At 62.7% G+C, this 17199-nt stretch carries 13 protein-coding genes; 3 read left to right on the top strand and 10 right to left on the bottom strand.

Going from position 1 to position 17199, the window contains the following annotated elements; genetic code table 11:
- Nucleotides 1-16: 16 nt before the first annotated feature.
- From leuD to AS850_RS15980, 5 genes are all read right to left on the bottom strand, one after another.
- The gene (gene leuD / locus AS850_RS15960) at nucleotides 17-613 is read right to left on the bottom strand and encodes a 3-isopropylmalate dehydratase small subunit (RefSeq protein WP_119870012.1); all 597 of its coding nucleotides are present in this window, start codon (nucleotides 611-613) and stop codon (nucleotides 17-19) included.
- 30 nt (nucleotides 614-643) lie between these two features.
- Nucleotides 644-2134 (bottom strand): aldehyde dehydrogenase, encoded by a 1491-nt coding sequence (locus AS850_RS15965; protein ID WP_119870013.1) that lies wholly within the window; start codon nucleotides 2132-2134, stop codon nucleotides 644-646.
- Between the two features lie 89 nt (nucleotides 2135-2223).
- Entirely contained in the window at nucleotides 2224-3321 is a 1098-nt protein-coding gene (locus tag AS850_RS15970) for a zinc-binding dehydrogenase (RefSeq protein WP_119870014.1), read from the bottom strand.
- 8 nt (nucleotides 3322-3329) lie between these two features.
- A complete protein-coding gene (locus AS850_RS15975) occupies nucleotides 3330-5534 on the bottom strand; it encodes a hydantoinase B/oxoprolinase family protein (protein ID WP_119870015.1) in 2205 nt (734 codons plus the stop codon).
- Between the two features lie 12 nt (nucleotides 5535-5546).
- Nucleotides 5547-7625 carry a hydantoinase/oxoprolinase family protein gene (locus AS850_RS15980; protein WP_119870016.1) on the bottom strand — a complete coding sequence of 693 codons (2079 nt, stop codon included), beginning with the start codon at nucleotides 7623-7625 and terminating at the stop codon, nucleotides 5547-5549.
- A gap of 250 nt (nucleotides 7626-7875) precedes the next feature.
- Here AS850_RS15980 and AS850_RS15985 point away from each other — a divergent pair, with 250 nt between their 5' ends.
- From AS850_RS15985 to AS850_RS16615, 3 genes are all read left to right on the top strand, one after another.
- Nucleotides 7876-8535: a FadR/GntR family transcriptional regulator gene (locus tag AS850_RS15985; RefSeq protein ID WP_119870017.1), complete on the top strand. Its 660-nt coding sequence runs from the start codon at nucleotides 7876-7878 to the stop codon at nucleotides 8533-8535.
- A 575-nt stretch (nucleotides 8536-9110) separates the two neighbouring features.
- Nucleotides 9111-9323, top strand: coding sequence for a three-helix bundle dimerization domain-containing protein (locus AS850_RS16365; protein WP_123955561.1), 213 nt, complete (start codon nucleotides 9111-9113; stop codon nucleotides 9321-9323).
- Between the two features lie 215 nt (nucleotides 9324-9538).
- Complete coding sequence (locus AS850_RS16615; RefSeq protein ID WP_164088494.1) at nucleotides 9539-9694, top strand: hypothetical protein; 156 nt, start codon at nucleotides 9539-9541, stop codon at nucleotides 9692-9694.
- Between the two features lie 1004 nt (nucleotides 9695-10698).
- On the opposite strand, the gene AS850_RS15995 is transcribed toward AS850_RS16615, so the two are convergent.
- The 5 genes from AS850_RS15995 to AS850_RS16015 all read right to left on the bottom strand — a co-directional run bounded on the left by AS850_RS15995 (nucleotide 10699) and on the right by AS850_RS16015 (nucleotide 17141).
- Nucleotides 10699-11637 carry an AI-2E family transporter gene (locus AS850_RS15995; protein WP_236940776.1) on the bottom strand — a complete coding sequence of 313 codons (939 nt, stop codon included), beginning with the start codon at nucleotides 11635-11637 and terminating at the stop codon, nucleotides 10699-10701.
- A gap of 274 nt (nucleotides 11638-11911) precedes the next feature.
- Nucleotides 11912-14125: an MMPL family transporter gene (locus AS850_RS16000; protein WP_119870020.1), complete on the bottom strand. Its 2214-nt coding sequence runs from the start codon at nucleotides 14123-14125 to the stop codon at nucleotides 11912-11914.
- 145 nt (nucleotides 14126-14270) lie between these two features.
- On the bottom strand, nucleotides 14271-14942 hold the full coding sequence (locus AS850_RS16005; protein ID WP_119870384.1) for a response regulator: 672 nt from the start codon (nucleotides 14940-14942) through the stop codon (nucleotides 14271-14273).
- Nucleotides 14939-15910 carry a sensor histidine kinase gene (locus tag AS850_RS16010; protein ID WP_164088495.1) on the bottom strand — a complete coding sequence of 324 codons (972 nt, stop codon included), beginning with the start codon at nucleotides 15908-15910 and terminating at the stop codon, nucleotides 14939-14941. Before AS850_RS16010 ends, AS850_RS16005 begins: the two co-directional genes overlap by 4 nt.
- A 238-nt stretch (nucleotides 15911-16148) precedes the next feature.
- Nucleotides 16149-17141, bottom strand: coding sequence for a LacI family DNA-binding transcriptional regulator (locus AS850_RS16015; RefSeq protein WP_119870385.1), 993 nt, complete (start codon nucleotides 17139-17141; stop codon nucleotides 16149-16151).
- Nucleotides 17142-17199 lie beyond the last annotated feature (58 nt).

Here is a 17199-nt window from a genome sequence, read left to right on the forward strand (position 1 = left end):
CGAACGTTCTGCGGGACTAGCGGACGGGCAGCGTGCGAGGGAGCCAAGAACGACGTCCGTGTTCGAACTCCGTGATCGCCGCTTCCTGCTTGAGGGTCAGGTCGATGTCATCGAGCCCCTCCAGCAGCATGTGCCGGGAGTGGTCGTCAATGACGATGGCGCCCTTGAAGTCAGCGAGTGCGAAAGAGCGCTCTTCGAGGTCGACGGTGGCTGCGACACCTGGATTTGCGTGAGCAAGAGCCAGGATTTGGTCGACGTCCTTCGGCTCCATCGTCGCGGCGAGGAGGCCTTGCTTCCCAGCGTTGCCTCGAAAGATGTCAGCGATGGCGGAACTGACGACGACTCGGAAGCCGAAGTCTCGAAGAGCCCAGACTGCGTGCTCCCTGCTTGAGCCGGTGCCGAAATCCGGACCCGCAACCAGAATGGACGAATGCGCATACCTGTCGTCATTCAGGATGAAATCCGGATCCTGGCGCCAGCTCGCAAAGAGGCCGTCCTCGTACCCGGTCTTCGTGACCCGCTTCATGTACGAGGCAGGAATGATCTGGTCGGTGTCTACTGACGCCCTGCCCAGCGGTAGGACGATACCTTCATGGCGGTGGAACGCTTCCATGTTCACTCCTTCTTCGTGGCGCCTCCGCTGTTAGCCCATCTGGAATGGGTCTCGCGTCTGCCCGGTCAGTTCGACGTAGATCGACTTGGTCTCGAGGTACTCGTCAATGGCGTCGACGCCGTTCTCGCGACCGACGCCGCTGTCTTTGAATCCGCCGAACGGCATACCGGGACCAACCACCCTGTAATCGTTGATCCAGACAGAGCCGGCACGAATCTGGCCCGCGACACGGTGGGCGCGATGGACGTTCTCGGTCCAGACGGCGCCCGCCAGCCCGTAACGGGTGTCGTTTGCTAGTTCGACGGCTTCCTCCTCGGTTGAGAACGAGAGGACGGACAGAACCGGGCCGAAGACCTCCTCACGGATGAGTCGTGAGTCGCGCTTGAGGTTGGTGATGACGGTTGGCTTGACGAAATAGGAACCGAGGTCCTCGGCTGGTGCGCCTCCGCAGGCGAACGAGGCTCCTTCCTCCTCGGCGATAGAGAAGTAGCCGGTGACCTTTTCGAACTGGGGCGGATTCGCCAGCGGCCCCATCTCGGTCTCCGGGTCGTTAGGGTCGCCGAGCCGGATGTCAGCGGCACGTCTTGCGAGGCGCTCGATCACGGTGTCGTGGACGGCGTCTTGCACGATCAGTCGAGAACCGGCCATGCAAGTTTGACCGGTCGCCGCGAAGACGCCCGACATGATTCCGTTAACCGCCGCGTCGATGTCCGCATCCTCGAACACCACCTGGGCGCTTTTTCCGCCGAGTTCCAGGGTCGCCTTGTTCACGTTGTTCATGGCCGCCTGAGCGACCTTGATACCCGTCGCGGTGGAGCCCGTGAATGCGATTTTGTCGATCCCAGGGTGCGAGGCGAGAGCTTCGCCAGTGGCTCGGTTCCATCCCGAAACGGCGTTGAAGACGCCATCGGGGAGCCCCGCTTCGGAGAGGACCTGTGCGAAGGCGAGCGTCGATGCCGGGGAGTGCTCAGACGGCTTTACGACGCAGGTGTTGCCGGCCGCCAGGAGCGGGGCCAGTTTAAAAGTCAGCAGGAGCAGCGGGGAGTTCCACGGAGTGATGGCACCGACGACGCCGACGGGTTCGCGGACCGTGAACCCGAAGTACCGACTGGGGTTGATCTGGGGAACGGTACGTCCCTCAATTTTGTCGGCGAGACCTGCGAAGTAGTAGTAGTACTCCGGCAGCGCCTCGAGTTGCGCGCGCATTTCGCGAAGAAGCTTCCCGTTGTCATTGACCTCGAGGCGCGCTAGACGCTCAGAGTTTTTTGCGATGCCGTCTCCGACTGCGCGAAGCACAGCGGCCCGGCGCCACCCCGGCATTTGCCGCCAGCCGCCGTCGAATGCTCTCCGCGCGGCGGCAACGGCGAGGTCGATGTCGTCGGGAGTTCCATCGGAGACCCGAGCCCAGGGCATGCCGGTGTATGGGTTAAGGGAGTCGAAGGTCGCTCCCGAGACCGAGTCAACGGCGTGGCCGTCGATGAAGAGCTGGTACCGCTCCAGGGTAGAGATTTCGGAGGTCATGGGTTCGTTCCTTTCACGGGGCGCGTTTGCGCCGACGTCTCACTTGTGAGGTTGTGGGCCGCTGCTGATCCTCGGGTCGCCCGGGGTGATCAGGGCATCGAGATGACTGCTCGACCGGCGACTTGGTGATTACGAAGGTCGGCGACCGCTTGATCGACGTCATGGAATGAGTACCGGTTAGTCACGAGGGAGTCGACGTCGAGGCGGCCGTCCGTGACGAATTGAACGAGCGTCGGCAGGTCTTGCCGAGTCCGGCCTCCGAATGAGCCCACGATCTGGAGTTTCCGGCGGACCAGGGACAGCACGTCGACCTGTGCCGGGGACGTCGCTCCTACACCGACGACAACTACCCGGCCGCCGTCCTGGACAGCACCAATAGCGGTCTCGACCGTCGCCGCCGATCCGAACGCGTCGAAACACACGTCGACGCCACCATGCGGTGTCGCCTGACGGATCTGTGAGACCGCGTCCGGCAGCCTCGCATCGATCGTGTGGGTGGCGCCGAAATGTGAGGCGAGAGCGAGTTTCTTGGGGTCGATGTCGACGGCCACGATGGGGCCCGCCCCAAAAAGCCGGGCGAGTTGGATGACGTTCAGACCGACGCCGCCGGCACCGATGACGGCGACCGACTGGCCGGCCCGAATCTGGCCAGCGTTCTGGACTGCTCCCAAGGCGGTGAGTCCACTGCAACCCAGAGTCGCAGCGGACTCGAATGGCATCGTGATCGGGATCGGACAGACCGCGGCTGCCGGGAGCACGCACCTCTCGGCGAGTCCCCCCATCGAGTACTGGGCGATTTGCCCGCGGCGCGACGAGCTGAGTCGGCTCGTGCCGTTGTAGAGGACACCGCGCCGACGGTTCAGGGTGAGGAAAAGTTCGCACTGGTCGTCCTCACCCGCCTTGCAGCGCCGGCAGTCGCCGCAGGGCATGATGAACCCCGCAACGACGCGATCGCCGGGCTTCACGTGGGCGACCCCGGCCCCTACCTCGTCGACCGTTCCTGCGACCTCGTGGCCGAGAACGCAGGGGGACGGGAACGGAACTCCGCCCGACATAACATGGAGGTCCGTCTGGCAAAGGCCGCACGCTGCAACCTTCAGGGCGACCTCACCAGCGAGGGGGTGCGGCTCATCGACCTCCTCGAGGCTGAGCCGCCCCTCCTCCGCGGACCAGACGTAGGCGCGCATGCTCGACGTCAACGGCTGCGGACGGTTGCGCCCTCGGCGCCATCGTCAGAGTCGATCAGCACCTGCACACGAGCATCGAGGATGATTCCGCAGCTGGGGCACAGCGCCTGATGCACTTGGATGTGGTTGCCGGTCTTGCCGTTTCTCTCGAGGCGGACACCCTGGGTGGCCAAGAAATCGTGCGCCGGCTCAATCCGGCGGAGGATCCCTGCGGTCCAATCGTCGCCCTGACCGAGTTCGCCCGTGCACACCGGACAGGTCCAAGCGTTCCCAGGGCCTCGACGAGGCACAAGGCTGTCGTGCATCAGGTCCAGAACATCGGGAATCGCGGTGGGCTCCGTCGTGACGTCGAGCGCAGCAAGACGATCTTTCCGGATTTGGAGCCGCCGCCGAATGGTCGATTCGGCGTGAGCGCCCCCGTGACCTTCATCCATAACGACCCCGTAGACATTCGTCGCCTGGGCCACGGTGATGAAGGCATCGGCGACGTCCTGTGCCACAGCCTGGGGGTCGCGGAGAATCGGATCGGCGATACCGCCCCCGCCGCCGATCCAAGAGTGGAAGACGTCGTGGTGGCTGAGGCCGACGTCTTGGGCATTTACGGGCTGCATTTCGGTCTCACCGATGATCAACGTTTCCGTCGACGGGGCCGTTCCCCGGGTGAGGAGATCTTGGATGTTCGTGTCCCGAAGGAATTCGAACCCGCTGCCGCCGCCGGGAAGCCCGCCGGCGAAGCCCCACGGCGGGACAGCGGACACAGGGGTGAAGAGGGTTTCGATGGCGTCGTCTGCTCCCCACAGGGTCCACGCGTAGTCGAGGCCCATGCCACCGCGGCTTGCCCCCGGGCCCGAGCTGTCGATGGCGAGGCGTTTCCAGAGGTAAAGACAGGGGTAGATAAGTTCGTTCATTTCGACGTCGGGCAGCATGTTGCCGACCTGGGTCATCATGCCGGCGGCGTCGTGACCGTCTCGGACAGGCTGTGCTCCAGCTCCCATGCCGCCGCCGTCCATGTTGAACCATACGAAGAATTCGCCGTTGTCACTGCGCGTGCCGGAAGAAATTCCGCCGGTCCATGAGTCGCTCCACTCTCCCTGCACTCGTCGACGCAGGGTGTCGTCGTCGCTCTGGACGAGTGCCTGGTTGAGGAGGCGGGTGACGAGGCGGGTGGCGCGGATACCGGTGGTGAGGTGACCGTTGCTGATAGGGGCCGGCACCATCGGGTTGACGATGCACCCACGGGGAGCCGTGATTTCGAAGGCGGTCATGACGCCTTCGTTGAAGGGGACGTCCCAGCCGAGCATGGGGATGAGCGCAGTGGCGACGCTACCGACGAGTGCACCGTAGGAGCAGTTGACGAAGCCGTCGGTCTGGGGACTGGAACCATCGAAGTCGAAGGTGATCGAGTCGCCGTGGACTGTCATGGTGCAGTGGACGCGGTGCAAGAGGTCGTCGTGGCCATTTCCTTCGACCCATTCATCGCTTTCCCACGTGCCGTCGGGGAGCTTGGCGATACGTTCGCGGAGGACCTGTTCGGCGAGCTGGAAGCTGAGCGCGGTGTAGGCGTTGAACTCCTCATGTCCAAACTCCTCGATTGTCTCGAGCAATCGACGTGCCCCGGTGTTGTTCGAGGCGACCATGCTGCGCACGTCGTTCCAGTGCAAGACCGGGGTTCGGACGTTGTTGGCGATGAGCCGGCGCACAGACTCGACGGGCTCGCCGTTCTCGAAGATCTTCACTCCTGGCGGGAGCCGAAGTGCCTCGCCGAAGCAGTCGGTAGCGGACGGTGCGAAACCGCCGGCGGCCATTCCGCCTACATCGACGAGATGAGCTTGGGATTGAGCAAAGCCGATCAATTGGTCGTCCAAGAAGATGGGCGAAATGACGGTCGTGTCCGGCGGGTGGCTGGATCCGGAGGTGTGCGGGTCGTTGCTGATGAATGCATCTCCCGGTCGGATCTCGTCATGAGCTACGACGGCGAGGAGGTTGCGCACCGCGACTCCGCCGGATCCGATGTGGAGCTGGACGGCATCGGAGTAGGAGTAGATGTGGCCGTCGGCGTCAAAGAGCGCGGTGTTGTAGTCGCGAGCTTCGGTGATGACGGGTGACCCAGAAGATCGGATCATCGCGATGCCCATCTCTTCGACGATGTTGTCGAGGCGCATCCGGACGACTTCGAGGGTGACCGGGTCGTGATCGATAGATGTCGTGGTCATGGTGTCGCTCCTTCAGCTGTGGTCGTGGCGGTGGGTGGGAAGGGTGACGATGACATCGCCCAGATCGCTCATCTCGGCCGTTGCGCCAACGGGCACGAATACCGTGGTGTCTGCCTCCTCGAGGATGCACGGGCCTTCCGCGTGCCGGACGGCCGCGAAGCCGCGATACACCGTTACTTCTAGCGGCGAGCCGGAGAGAGGATCAACAATCTGCCTCTGGTACTGAGCCGCGTCCGCCGGGACTGTCACGACGGCGTTACCTGCGAGGTGGTCGGTGTCCGTCTTGCCAAGGGCTCGAACGCGGGAGTTGATCAGGAGGATTTCGCTCTCGGTCCATGCCGTCCCCTTACCGAACTCGGCCTCGTAGTCCGTGACGAATTGACTACGCATGGCATCCTTCGTGGTCTCTTCGATGACGCCGACAGGCAGTCTCGTTGTGACCTCGAAAATCTGACCCGCAAACTTCATGTCTGCTTCCCGAATGAGTTCCCGACTGGAGTCGGGGATGGACTCGCTCTTGAACCACGTCTCCGCGTTGGCTTCGAGTTCTGCGAAGGAGGCTTCGAGGGCTGCCGCGTCATCGTCAAAGGTCCACGGGGTGGTGCGAACCTGGCTGAACATCGCGTCCGCGTGCATGAGTCCCCACGCGGAGAACACAGCGGCGTTGGCCGGGACGATGACTTCCTGAATACCGACTTCCATGGCCACGGCTGCTGAAAAAAGCCCCATGGCGCCGCCGAAGTTAACCATGGAGAAGCCTCGGGGGTCGTGGCCTCGGTTGACGGTGATTTTCCGGATCGCGTTCGCCATCTGCGAGGCCGCGAGCCGGTACATGCCAAACGCTGTCTCGTCGACGCCTAGTCCGAGAGGTTCGGCCAGCTCCGACTTCATGACGCTTCGGGTCAGGTCGGCGTCGAGGTCGATAGATCCCGCGAGGTAGTAGTCGGGATTGATAAGCCCCATGACAAGGGCGGCGTCCGTCACAGTCGGCACCTTGCCGCCTCGGGCGTAGCAGACAGGGCCAGGGGTCGAGCCGGCACTTCGAGGGCCGACTCGGAGCAAACCGCGACCGTCAATCCAGCCGAGGCTTCCGCCGCCCGCTCCAATCGACTCGATTTCAACGGCGGTCAGGCTGGTGGGGAATTCACCGATCCGGGCGCGAGGAACAATCCGCAGTTCGCCGTCGATGATGGCGGCCGCATCAAGGCTCGTGCCGCCCATGTCGGCTGTGAGGATCTTGTTGCGTCCAACTTTGGTGCTGAGCACCCTTGCTCCCGCGACACCGCCGACTGGTCCCGAGTTGAACATGTTGATCGGAGCCTTGACCGTCTCCTTCACGGAGAGGAAACCGCCGTGGACTTGCATGATCTGTGGATTGACCCGGAGCCCGGCGTCTCTCAGCTGGTCTTCCAGGTGCTGGAAGTGGTTGGCGACAATGGGTTTCACGGCCGCGTCGAGGACTGTCGTCACCATGCGTTCGTACTCGCGGTAGACGGGTGTCAGTTCCGACGACAGAGTGAACGGGACGTCCGGGTAGAGGTCACGGATGACGCCTGCGATGGCGTCTTCATGGTCGGAATTGCGGAACGACCACAGAAGGCAAACTGCGATCGCTTCTACCTCGTGATTTTCGATGAGGTCTCGAACCTGGCGGCGAATGTCTTCGAGGTCAATGGGGATGATGATGTGCCCGCGTGCGTCGACGCGTTCAGTGACTTCGAGGATGTGCTTGCGTTCGACCACCGATGGGTAGGGAGCCAGGTCGTGGGGGTCGCGCTCCTCGCCTCGCGCTGAGCGCGCGATCCGTAGAGTGTCTTTGAAGCCCGCGGTCGTGATGAGGCCGACCCGCGAGAATTTCATCTGATCGATCGCGTTGGTGACGATCGTGTTCCCGAGGACGAAGCGGTCGACGTCGGCGAAGAATTCATCGACCGAGAGTCCAAGACGCTCTTGGAGCACCGCCAGGGCTCCGAAAATCCCGCCAGTAACGTCGGGTGTCGAGAACGATTTACCTCGGACAGAGGTCTGCTCGGTGATGGCGACAGCGTCGGTGAATGTGCCACCGACGTCGATCCCTACGTGGATACTCATTCCGCCCCCACGACCTGCACGGGGCGGTAGGCGAGGAAGGATGGCAATAGGACGCTGTGCCCAGACGCTTCGATCATGGTTTCTCCTTTGAATCCATCAGTGCTACTAGCTGTGACCAATAGCTATCAATCACGACCAATAATTGCTTTGGTCTTGATTGGTGTGATGCTACGCCTCGGGTGACGAGGTCGCAACCCATCGCATGCATATTGGGTCAGCATTGGTATGATTGGTCCCAGGAGGTGAACCAATGGATGACGCGGTCACGCAGTATCTGGCCGAAGCGGTCGACAAGGGCAGACTCCTCCCCGGAGGCCGCCTACCGACCGAGCGAGAATTCACGGAAGTTCTTGACCTTCCGAGAAGCGCGGTTCGACGTGCCCTTGCCGGCCTTGAGCGGGAGGGTCGCGTCGTTCGACACGTTGGACGAGGGACATTTCTGGCAGATGTAACACCCTCGACGACTCCAGCGGAGGCGATGACGTCACCGGGCGAATTCATGAATACTCGGCTGGTCTTCGAACCCGAAGTTGCCTTCCACGCAGCCCGCAATGCCACAACCGCCGACCTCCGTGCCATCGAAGCCGCCATGCTGAAGGGGAGCGGCGCCGACTCCTACGACGAATTCGAAGGCTGGGATTCGATCTTTCATCGCGCAATCGCCGACGCCGTGCACAACCACCTGCTGTCGACGATGTTCGAAACTATGAACGTCGCTCGGGAGTTGCCGATTTGGGGCACGAGCAAGCGTCGTCATGCCACCGCCGAGCGCCGCCGGAGTTACGAGGCACAGCACGAGGAACTGTTCGCGGCGCTAACCGACAGGAACCCAACCGAGGCGCGATCGGCGATGACCCGGCACCTTGAGTCAGTGCGAACGAATCTCCTTGGAACGCCCGACGGGTCCTAGTAAGCCAACGCTCGCAGTCAATCTTGACTGTACCGCCCCAGCGGTGCGCCCCACGAATTTTTCGGCCTGCTGATCGCGACCGACGTGACTTAGGCGTCCACCTTCCCCGAGATGTACATCTCCGAGTTGACCGGGCCTGTGAGTCTTTAACCGCCCCTCCGCCAACTCTATGGAGGCGTCGTTCATTTATAGGGCTGATGCCCTCGCTCACGCGCCGCATCTTTCTCCAGCTAGTCAGGCGCCGTCCACGCAACCCAGATCCAGATCGATCATTCTGGGTCTTGGAGGACGAGAACAAGCGAGGAGATTCAAGATGCTGGTGCAACGACGGACCCGTGACGCCGTACTGGCCAGAATGGCGGCCGAGACTGCTCTTCTGAACACGCCCAGTCTGTCCGATCGGGATCGCGCAAGCCTGAAATTGGACCTGGAGGACAGTCGACGGTCTGTGGAATCCGGTACTCGCACACCCGACCGTGCCGCTCGACAATTCGATGACATCCGCCGCAACCTGACTGGACCGAACTGACCACATCCCGTTTGCAGGGGCAGGCAAATCGCGACAGACTCCGAGCATGGATACCTCCGGAGAAGATCAGTCCGTGGAACAAGTCATCGGACGCCTGAGTGCAAAATTTCCCGCGGTTTCTCGCGAGCACATTCAGGATGTCGTCAACCAGGAGCATCAGATGTTCGCAGGAAATCCGATCCGCGACTTCGTGCCCGTCTTGGTGGAACGTCAGGCCAAAAATCGCCTAAAAAAAGAGTTTGCGAACACTCCCGAGTGATGAACACTAGGCTCACGTGGCGACCCAAGCGGAACGGGAGTCGCGCCTGATCAAAAGGCGAATCACGGCAGCTGCTTCGGTTGGAGGACGATGAGCCGTCGGATGAGGCCGACCAGCAGATTGCCGACAGCGATCGCCAAAGAGAGCGGGAGCAGCCTCAAACCCAGGATGAAGCACGAATGCGCCCGAACCATCTGGCCCCTGCGAGGAGAACCGTGAGCACAGGCACTACAGCCCACGTCAACTTCCGCGGTCAGGCCCGAGAAGCCCTAACCTCCTCCGCGGAGGTCTTCGGCGAAAAGGCGATGACCCCCACCTATGCCGACATCCACCACATCGACGAGTCCGCCCAATCCGACAGCGTCGCCTAGGGACAGGTCGCGGCCGCAGACGGCTTCCGCGTCACGGCCTACGACTTCCAGACCGCCAAACCCTACGACCGAGGGCAGAACGCAGTTCAGCTCGCGCTCTGCGGCACGGACGCAGCCGAAATAGAGCCCCTGGAACAGGCTTAGCGACGGCACGACAATCGTCACCGCATTGGCCGCTGCCGCATTCGCACCCCTTTACGGAATGGTCATCGATCAATTTGGTGCGACCTGGATCGTCGGCGTCGCCGCGCCCTTGAGCGGCGAGATCTCAGCAATCCGTGAAACGGGCTCGGTGGCGTGCGGCTTTCGGTCGGTCGTTTTGCCCTCGAGACGAATTGACGTTCTGCCATCTTCGACCTGCCCGTCGCGCCCAGAGAAACTTCTGTTAGAAGATGTCGAAAAGCTCGAGCGATTCGGTAACTTGCCCCGGTTCGTCGTACATTTCGTAGCGCCTGGACCCAACGACTACATGGAATCTCGTCGCGTTCGGCGCCCTCTCGCAGGCGAAGCTGCTCGACCGACTGGCCGCAGCCCGACGCGGACAGCGGGGCCAAACACGCATTACGCTGCAGCTTTCTCGGCGGGCGCCCGCCGAACGATTTCTGCGAGTCCCGGGTTCGTTCAGGCGGTGGACCAACTTTCTTCTCCCAGCGACTGCCGAATGCACAGAGGGCGCAATCTCTCGCGCCGCAGCTGTAGCCACGTCGTTCGCAGTTGGGCGACTTTCGACTCGTCGACCGCCTCGTCACTCAAGTCGAACGCATGCAAGTGGCGACTCAGAGCCTGACGGCGTTCCGGGCGGTAGCAAGCAGCAAGACCAGCGTGCCAACGACGCGGATGCCCACGGCGGCCATGCTCAGCAAGAACCAGGTGGAGCCGAGCCAGACTCCAAAGGCCGCGCTCCTCATACGGGCCGGAAGGCGAGCGAGAAGCGGACGGGCGGTGCTCGGACTGTGGTTCATAGTTTGGACCTCTCATAGTTCTGTAAATGCAGCTCGTTCCGGCTAGCGCGTCGCCTGACGGGGTTCGACGACGTCCCTGATCAGGACCATCAACGCTGCGGCGATCGGAACAGCCACGACGGCCCCGAGGACCCCGCCCAGCAGCGCACCGGCGGTGACGGCTATGAGGGCTAAAACCCCGGGCACGTGTGCTGCCCGGCCGATAATGCGTGGTCCGATGACGTATCCCTCGAGAGGATGCCAGGTGATGTAAAACAACGCCGCGACCAGTCCCGCCGCCGGTGAGGTAATTAGGCAGACCACGATCATGACAACGCCTGCAGCTATCGTTCCGACGATGGGGATCAGCGCGCCCAGAAACGCCAGGACGCCTAGCAGGAGCGCACCGGGCACCTGCAGGATCAGGAGCATCATCGTGGTTAATGCGGCGGTGAGCGCGGCTACCGACAATTGGCCGGCCACGTAGGCACTGACCGACTCGGTCATTTTGTCGTAAACGCGGCGTGCTCCCGCGGCTCGGGAGCGGGGAACGAGCCGGAAGACGGAGTTTGTAATGGTGGGAAGGACCGCGCAGAAGTAGACGGTAAGGACAAGCACGATGACGGCCGCGACCGCACCGTCGACGATTCCGCTACCCACCCAGAAGAGTCCACCCCCGATGGTTCGGAGCCGGGCAGGGTCGGCGAGGTAGCCCGTAACGGTGTTCACCAGATCGTGGAGGGAAGACCCCAGACCGAGCTGACTGGTGAGGTCGCGAACCCAGCCGATGCCCGTGAGGTGCTCCAGCTCGGAAGGAATTGAATGTGCCAAAAGTGCTACCTGCGCGGAGATGACGGGGATGACCAGCGCGGCGAGTCCGACGAGGAGGCCTACCGCAACGAGCGCGAGGGCAGTAATGGACCAGGCGCGTCGGATGCGACGACGTTCACCGATTCGGATGAGCGGCTCGAAAGTCAGGGCGAAGAAATACGCGATGCCCACGTAGACGATGACCGAGGTAACAGTTCGGAGGGCTAGGAGAAGAGCGAGTGCCCCGCCAGCGCCGAGCACCCACCAGAAGCCGACGAGAAGCGGACTTCGCGCGCCAGTTGGGACGGGCGGTCGAGACGTGCGGCCCATCCTGCTTGTCAGGCGCACTCTGCGGACAACAATCCTGCTCATGGTCTCTTTCGTTTTCTAGGCCTGCGATGGCCGTGTCGCCTCGCCCGCTATCGCTCGGGTGGCGGGCCCGAGCCCGCCACCCGGAGGGGCTTTGTCAGCTTGAGGCGGAGGCGAGGTCCCGGACGCGCTCGTCTTCCTCGTGGTCGTCCTGCTCCAGCGCGTGGCCCTCTGTGTCGAGGTGAGGCAGGATCCGGTCAAGCCATTTGGGGATCCACCAGGCGCCTCGTCCGAACAGCGACAACAGGGCAGGGATGATGATCATGCGCGTGATGAACGCATCTGCGATGACCCCGGCCGCCAACGCAAGCCCGATAGAGGCGACGAACGAGGAAGCGCTGAGGGCGAACCCGCCGAAGACGGCTGCCATGATGCTGGCGGCGGCCACAACGACGACGGACGACCTGCCGAAGCCGTCGAGGATTGCCTCCTTCGCAGGCAACCCCTTGGAATAGGCCTCGTGCATTCGCGACACCAGGAATACCTGGTAGTCCATGGCCAAGCCGAACAAGATGCCAGTCAAGATGATGGGCAGGAGGCTCAGGAGTGGGTTGCCCTGGGGTGAGGAGATGGCGAAGTTGAACCAGCCCCACTGGAAGACGGCGACGCTGACTCCCATTGCAGCTCCGAGCGAGAGCAGGAATCCTGCCGTGGCCGTCAGTGGCACCAGGATCGAGCGGAACATGATGATCAGCAAGATCAGGGACAGGCCGACGATCAGGGCTATGTATTTCACTAGCGCCGATGAGAGCTGCGCGTTGGTGTCCAGGTTCACAGCCGTCGCCCCCGTGACCGAGAGAGTCACTCCCGTGACGTCGGCATCGTGGGAGCGGATGTCCCGCACGAGCTGCTGCGTCTTCGTATCGAGGGGGCCGCTCTTGGGGGTGAGCGAGTAGATCGCGGCATCGCCAGTTTTCGATGTGCCGGCGGGGGTGACCCTGGCGACATCGCTAAGCCCGGAGAGTGTGGCCTCGACCCGCGCATTCGCTGCGGCGACATCCTGGCCCTCCACCAGCACAATCAGTGGGTCCTGGCTCCCCGCGCCGAACTTGTCGGAAACGAGGTTGTACGCGGTGCGTTGCATGGCCTTCGGGTCTTCCCCGCCGGGGACGTTAAGGGTGGTCTTCATCGAGAGCAGCGGGATGGCGACGACCATCAGCACTACGCCGGCGGTGACCGCGGAGATGACGGGTCGGCGCACCACGAACGCTGCCCACCGCTCAAGGAAACTCACTCGGTGTTCCGGACGAACGATCGGCTGGGTGTTGGTAGCGCGGCGTGCGTGCCGCTCCTTCCTCGGCAGCACGCGATGGCCCATCAGAGCCATCATGGCCGGCATCAGCGTAAGGGCCATTGCCACGGCGACCAGGACTGCGAAACCGCCCGCGAGCCCCATCTCGGTGATGAACGGAATGTTTACGACAGCCAAGCCAACGAGCGCAATGACGACAGTGGCGCCAGCGAAGACAACGGAGGAACCCGCTGTGCCGATGGCCCGACCGATAGCGACCTCGATGCCCCTGCCGTCTCTCAGTTCTTGCCGGTACCGAGACAGGATGAACAGCCCGTAGTCGATCCCGACGGCGAGCCCGAGCATGACGGCAAGAATCGGGGTGGTCGATTGGATGGGATGGGCGGCCGATACCGCGAGGACGCCGAGGACGCCAACGCCGACGCCGATCAGCGCACCGAACATGTTGGCCCCGGCAGCGATGAGGGATCCGAACGTCACCAGCAGTACCGTGAAGGCGATGAGAGCACCGATGACTTCGGAGGGGCCGAAGATCTCGGGCACCGCCGTGCCGAGGCTGCCTCCGGTGAGAACCCGTACGTCACCCGTCGAGGCGTGCTCGGAGAAGGTAACCAGCTTCGTGTACACCTCCTGCTGATTGTCGTCAGTAACACCCCTCAGGCTGACTGTGGAAAGTGCGGTGGTTCCGTCGGCCGAGATGTAGGGGCGGGCGGCATCCAGGGGATTCGTCAAACTCGACACGTGGTCGAGGGTTTTTGCATCGGCGAGAACCTTCTGGACCTCGACCTCCATGCTCGCCGATGTGATTTTCGCGCCGTCTTTAGCCTCGAAGACGAGCTGCAGGGTTGAAGATTTCGAACTAGCCGACGGAAACTTCTCGTCGAGGACCTGGAGCGCCTTGCTGGATTCTGTTCCAGGGACGGTGAATCCGCCGGTGGCAAACTTCATGCCGGAGAGGGCGGCGATGGCGATCACGACGATCAGAGCGATCCACCCAATAATGAATGTCAGTTTGTGCCGGGCACTGAATGTTCCCAGCCGATATAGCAAGCGCGCCATTCGACGAAGCCCCTTCTGAAAGTCCCCGTCCTCTGATCAGCCGAGCAGGAGGCGCAGCCAGGAGGGGGTGCTTCCATCCTGAAAGGCACGCTTCGAAGCCGCGTGGTCTCAACGCAGGCTCATCCCTACCGCCAGCGCAGTATCCCTAGGACGGCGGGGGCACCAAGTGGGCACGGTAAGCGAGGATCACCATCTGTGACCTCTCGCTCACCCCGGCCTTCGCCATCGCACGATTCAGGTGCGTCTTCACGGTATAGGGCGATATGAAAAGGGCTGCCGCGATCTGGTCATTCGTCTGCCCGTACGCAACCGCCGTGACAATGTCCCGCTCGCGGTCGGTCAACGACGCAAGTTGGTCGACCGCCGCCGGTTCGGCCGCGGTCGGTGGCTTCGCCGTTCCGATGTGGGTCATGAGCGCGCGTTGTGCCGCCTGCGATAGAGCCGCGTCGCCTCGCGCAACCTCCATCACAGAATCGACCAGGACGTCCGGCTCGACACCTTTACCGAGGAATCCGTCTGCCCCGGCTCGAATTGCCTCGACGACATTTGCGTCCGAGTCGAAGGTAGTCAGCACCAAGATCCGTGTTCGGCTAAGGGCAGGTTCGAGTCGCAGCCTGCGGGTGGTCTCCACGCCGTCGAGTCTCGGCATCCGGAGATCCAGAAGGACGACGTCGGGGACCGTTTCTCGAGCGTACGCAAGGGCCTCTTCGCCGTCGGCGGCTTCGCCGACAACCTCGAGACGGGCATCCGCCCGCAGAATGGCAAGAAGGCCCGACCTGATGACAGCCTGGTCATCGACGACGAGAACCCGGATCATGAACACCCTGCGGCTCGCGCGACGGGGAACGTGACCTCAAGGAGGAACATCGAGGGCCTTTCAGTGACGACGGTCTCCCCTCCTTGGGCTCGGACACGCTCGCGAATCCCGATCAGTCCGAACCCGCTTGAACTGGCTGTCGCACCTTCGCTCCACTGACTGCGGGCGTTTTCGATCTGTAGAACGAGGGCATCATCGGTGAGAGCGAGGCGGACGCGGGCGTGCCCCAAGCCATGCTTATGTGCGTTGGTCAGGCCCTCTTGCAAGACGCGGTAGACGGCGACACCTGTTGCGTTGTCGACCAGGCCCATGGCCTCGATGGTCAGGAGGTCGGACTCGATCGTCAAGCCGAGAAGGTCGAAGCTCCTGAGAAGATCGACGACGGCTCCGAGCCCCGCCGTCCTTTGAACGTCGTCATCGTCATCTTCTTCGCGTCGCAGAATTGCCAAAATTTCCTGAATTTCAACGAGAACGTCTCGGCTGGCGCTGCGGATCACCGCGAGCGACCGCTCCGACTCGACTGGGTTGGTTCGCAGATTCACCTTCGCGGCACCTGCCTGTACGCTGATCGCCGCGATGTTGTGCGCGACAACGTCGTGCAGATCACGCGCGATGCGAAGCCGCTCTTCAACAACACGCAATTCCACTTCGCGCTCCCGGCTCAGGATGAGTTGAGCCGAACGCTCGATCAGGTTTTGGACGTTCCGGCGTTGAGCTTTCACAGCGACTGCACAGCCCGCGACCGCGGCGGTCCAGGTGAGGAGCAGCAGACTCTCGGCGGCGAGGGGGCTCCCCTGGGCCCGGAATACAGTCGTTCCGTAAAGACAAGCGGCGAGAGCGGCTGCTGCTACGGCCGTCGTCCGCCATGGGCGTCGTAACCCGAAGCTGAACAGGCAAACCTGAGCCACAATCCAGACCGGAAGGGCGACGGAACCCTGAAGTGCGGCAATGATGCCCGCAAGGCTCATAACAACCATGGTTGAGACGGTCTGCCACCGCCGGCCGACTAGGGCTGTGGCAGAGATGAGTAGAAGAGCACAGCTCCACACGGTGCCAGAGCCCCCCGACACATCTGTTGCCGCAGCATGCGCGCCGACACCAATGGCCACCATTCCCGTCGCATCGAAGACCAATTCCCAGGGATCGAGCCATGCGTAGCGACCGCGGATGGCGGGGGCGTGAGGGGCGGCCACCGGTTGCTTCACCTCAAGCCGGCGCCGCGGAAACAGACGCAACGAAGGCCCTCGCCGTGCTTCCGCCAATGACGACTTTGAGGCGGTCCTCGACCTGAACGAGGGCATCGTCCGATAGCACGTCCTCTCCATGAACGAGCACGCGCACCATCTGCTTGGCACTGAATTCCAGATCGAAGTCCATCGTGGAGATGGTCGGGCTCGTAAGGCGGGTGATCGAAGAATTGTCGACCCCGATCACGCCGATGTCGTCGGGAATACTGCGCCCCCTACGCTGCGCGGCACTCATCAAGGCGAGAGCGACCTCGTCGTTATAAGCGGCGATACCCACCGGGGTTTTTGGGAGTGCCGAGAGAGCGTCGCGGGCGCCCTGCTCGGTCAACTCGACCAGGACTGTCGGGAGCACCCGCACACCGTTTCGAAGGGCCCAATCGCTCACGCCGGACGCGCGCGGCGGCGCGAAGCGGTGCTCGCGGAAATCGGTAGGAATCGCGGCCACGACGGTTTCGTAGCCTCGCGAGGCGAGGTGCTCGGCTTGGCGTCGGCCGATCGCAACATCCAGATGTTCTTGGATGGCATTGGATTGCTCGATGACGAGCACGCCGTGCCGTTCAAGGACGGCACGCTCGTCTTCATCGACGGGTGAGAGGCTGATGATCGCTCGAGGACGTAGTTCCAGTAGCGCTGCGTCGACACTCACCCGATTAGTGGCGAACCGAAGAAGATTTGTCAGTCCATGAACCGCCAACTCGGTGGTCAGGAGATCAACGAAGTCACGAAGTCTCGCACCGAAGGTGATGTTCGGGATGAGCGTGATCACAACGTCGCTTGTTCCTCGAACCAGCGTCCGGGCGGCCGCCGAGGGGCGATAGCCGAGCATGGCAGCGACGTCCTCCACCCGCGTAACGGTGTCAGAGGTGAAGCGATGTCCGTGCCCATTCAAGATCTGACTCACGGTGGACCGGGAGACGCCTGCGCGTTCCGCCACATCCTTGCTGCTCGCCATCGACAACCTCCTGACCATAGATTAACACCAGTGACCAACCATCTGCGTCGAGGCACTG

The organism is Frondihabitans sp. 762G35 (assembly GCF_002074055.1).
In the GTDB taxonomy this organism is placed as follows: Bacteria; Actinomycetota; Actinomycetes; order Actinomycetales; family Microbacteriaceae; genus Frondihabitans.

What these genes read in the sequence shown, in the direction of transcription:
- leuD (WP_119870012.1), bottom strand. Translation starts at nt 613, where the DNA reads ATGGAAGCGTTCCACCGCCATGAAGGTATCGTCCTACCGCTGGGCAGG.
- AS850_RS15965 (WP_119870013.1), bottom strand. Translation starts at nt 2,134, where the DNA reads ATGACCTCCGAAATCTCTACCCTGGAGCGGTACCAGCTCTTCATCGAC.
- AS850_RS15970 (WP_119870014.1), bottom strand. Translation starts at nt 3,321, where the DNA reads ATGCGCGCCTACGTCTGGTCCGCGGAGGAGGGGCGGCTCAGCCTCGAG.
- AS850_RS15975 (WP_119870015.1), bottom strand. Translation starts at nt 5,534, where the DNA reads ATGACCACGACATCTATCGATCACGACCCGGTCACCCTCGAAGTCGTC.
- AS850_RS15980 (WP_119870016.1), bottom strand. Translation starts at nt 7,625, where the DNA reads ATGAGTATCCACGTAGGGATCGACGTCGGTGGCACATTCACCGACGCT.
- AS850_RS15985 (WP_119870017.1), top strand. Translation starts at nt 7,876, where the DNA reads ATGGATGACGCGGTCACGCAGTATCTGGCCGAAGCGGTCGACAAGGGC.
- AS850_RS16365 (WP_123955561.1), top strand. Translation starts at nt 9,111, where the DNA reads ATGGATACCTCCGGAGAAGATCAGTCCGTGGAACAAGTCATCGGACGC.
- AS850_RS16000 (WP_119870020.1), bottom strand. Translation starts at nt 14,125, where the DNA reads ATGGCGCGCTTGCTATATCGGCTGGGAACATTCAGTGCCCGGCACAAA.
- AS850_RS16005 (WP_119870384.1), bottom strand. Translation starts at nt 14,942, where the DNA reads ATGATCCGGGTTCTCGTCGTCGATGACCAGGCTGTCATCAGGTCGGGC.
- AS850_RS16010 (WP_164088495.1), bottom strand. Translation starts at nt 15,910, where the DNA reads ATGAGCCTTGCGGGCATCATTGCCGCACTTCAGGGTTCCGTCGCCCTT.
- AS850_RS16015 (WP_119870385.1), bottom strand. Translation starts at nt 17,141, where the DNA reads ATGGCGAGCAGCAAGGATGTGGCGGAACGCGCAGGCGTCTCCCGGTCC.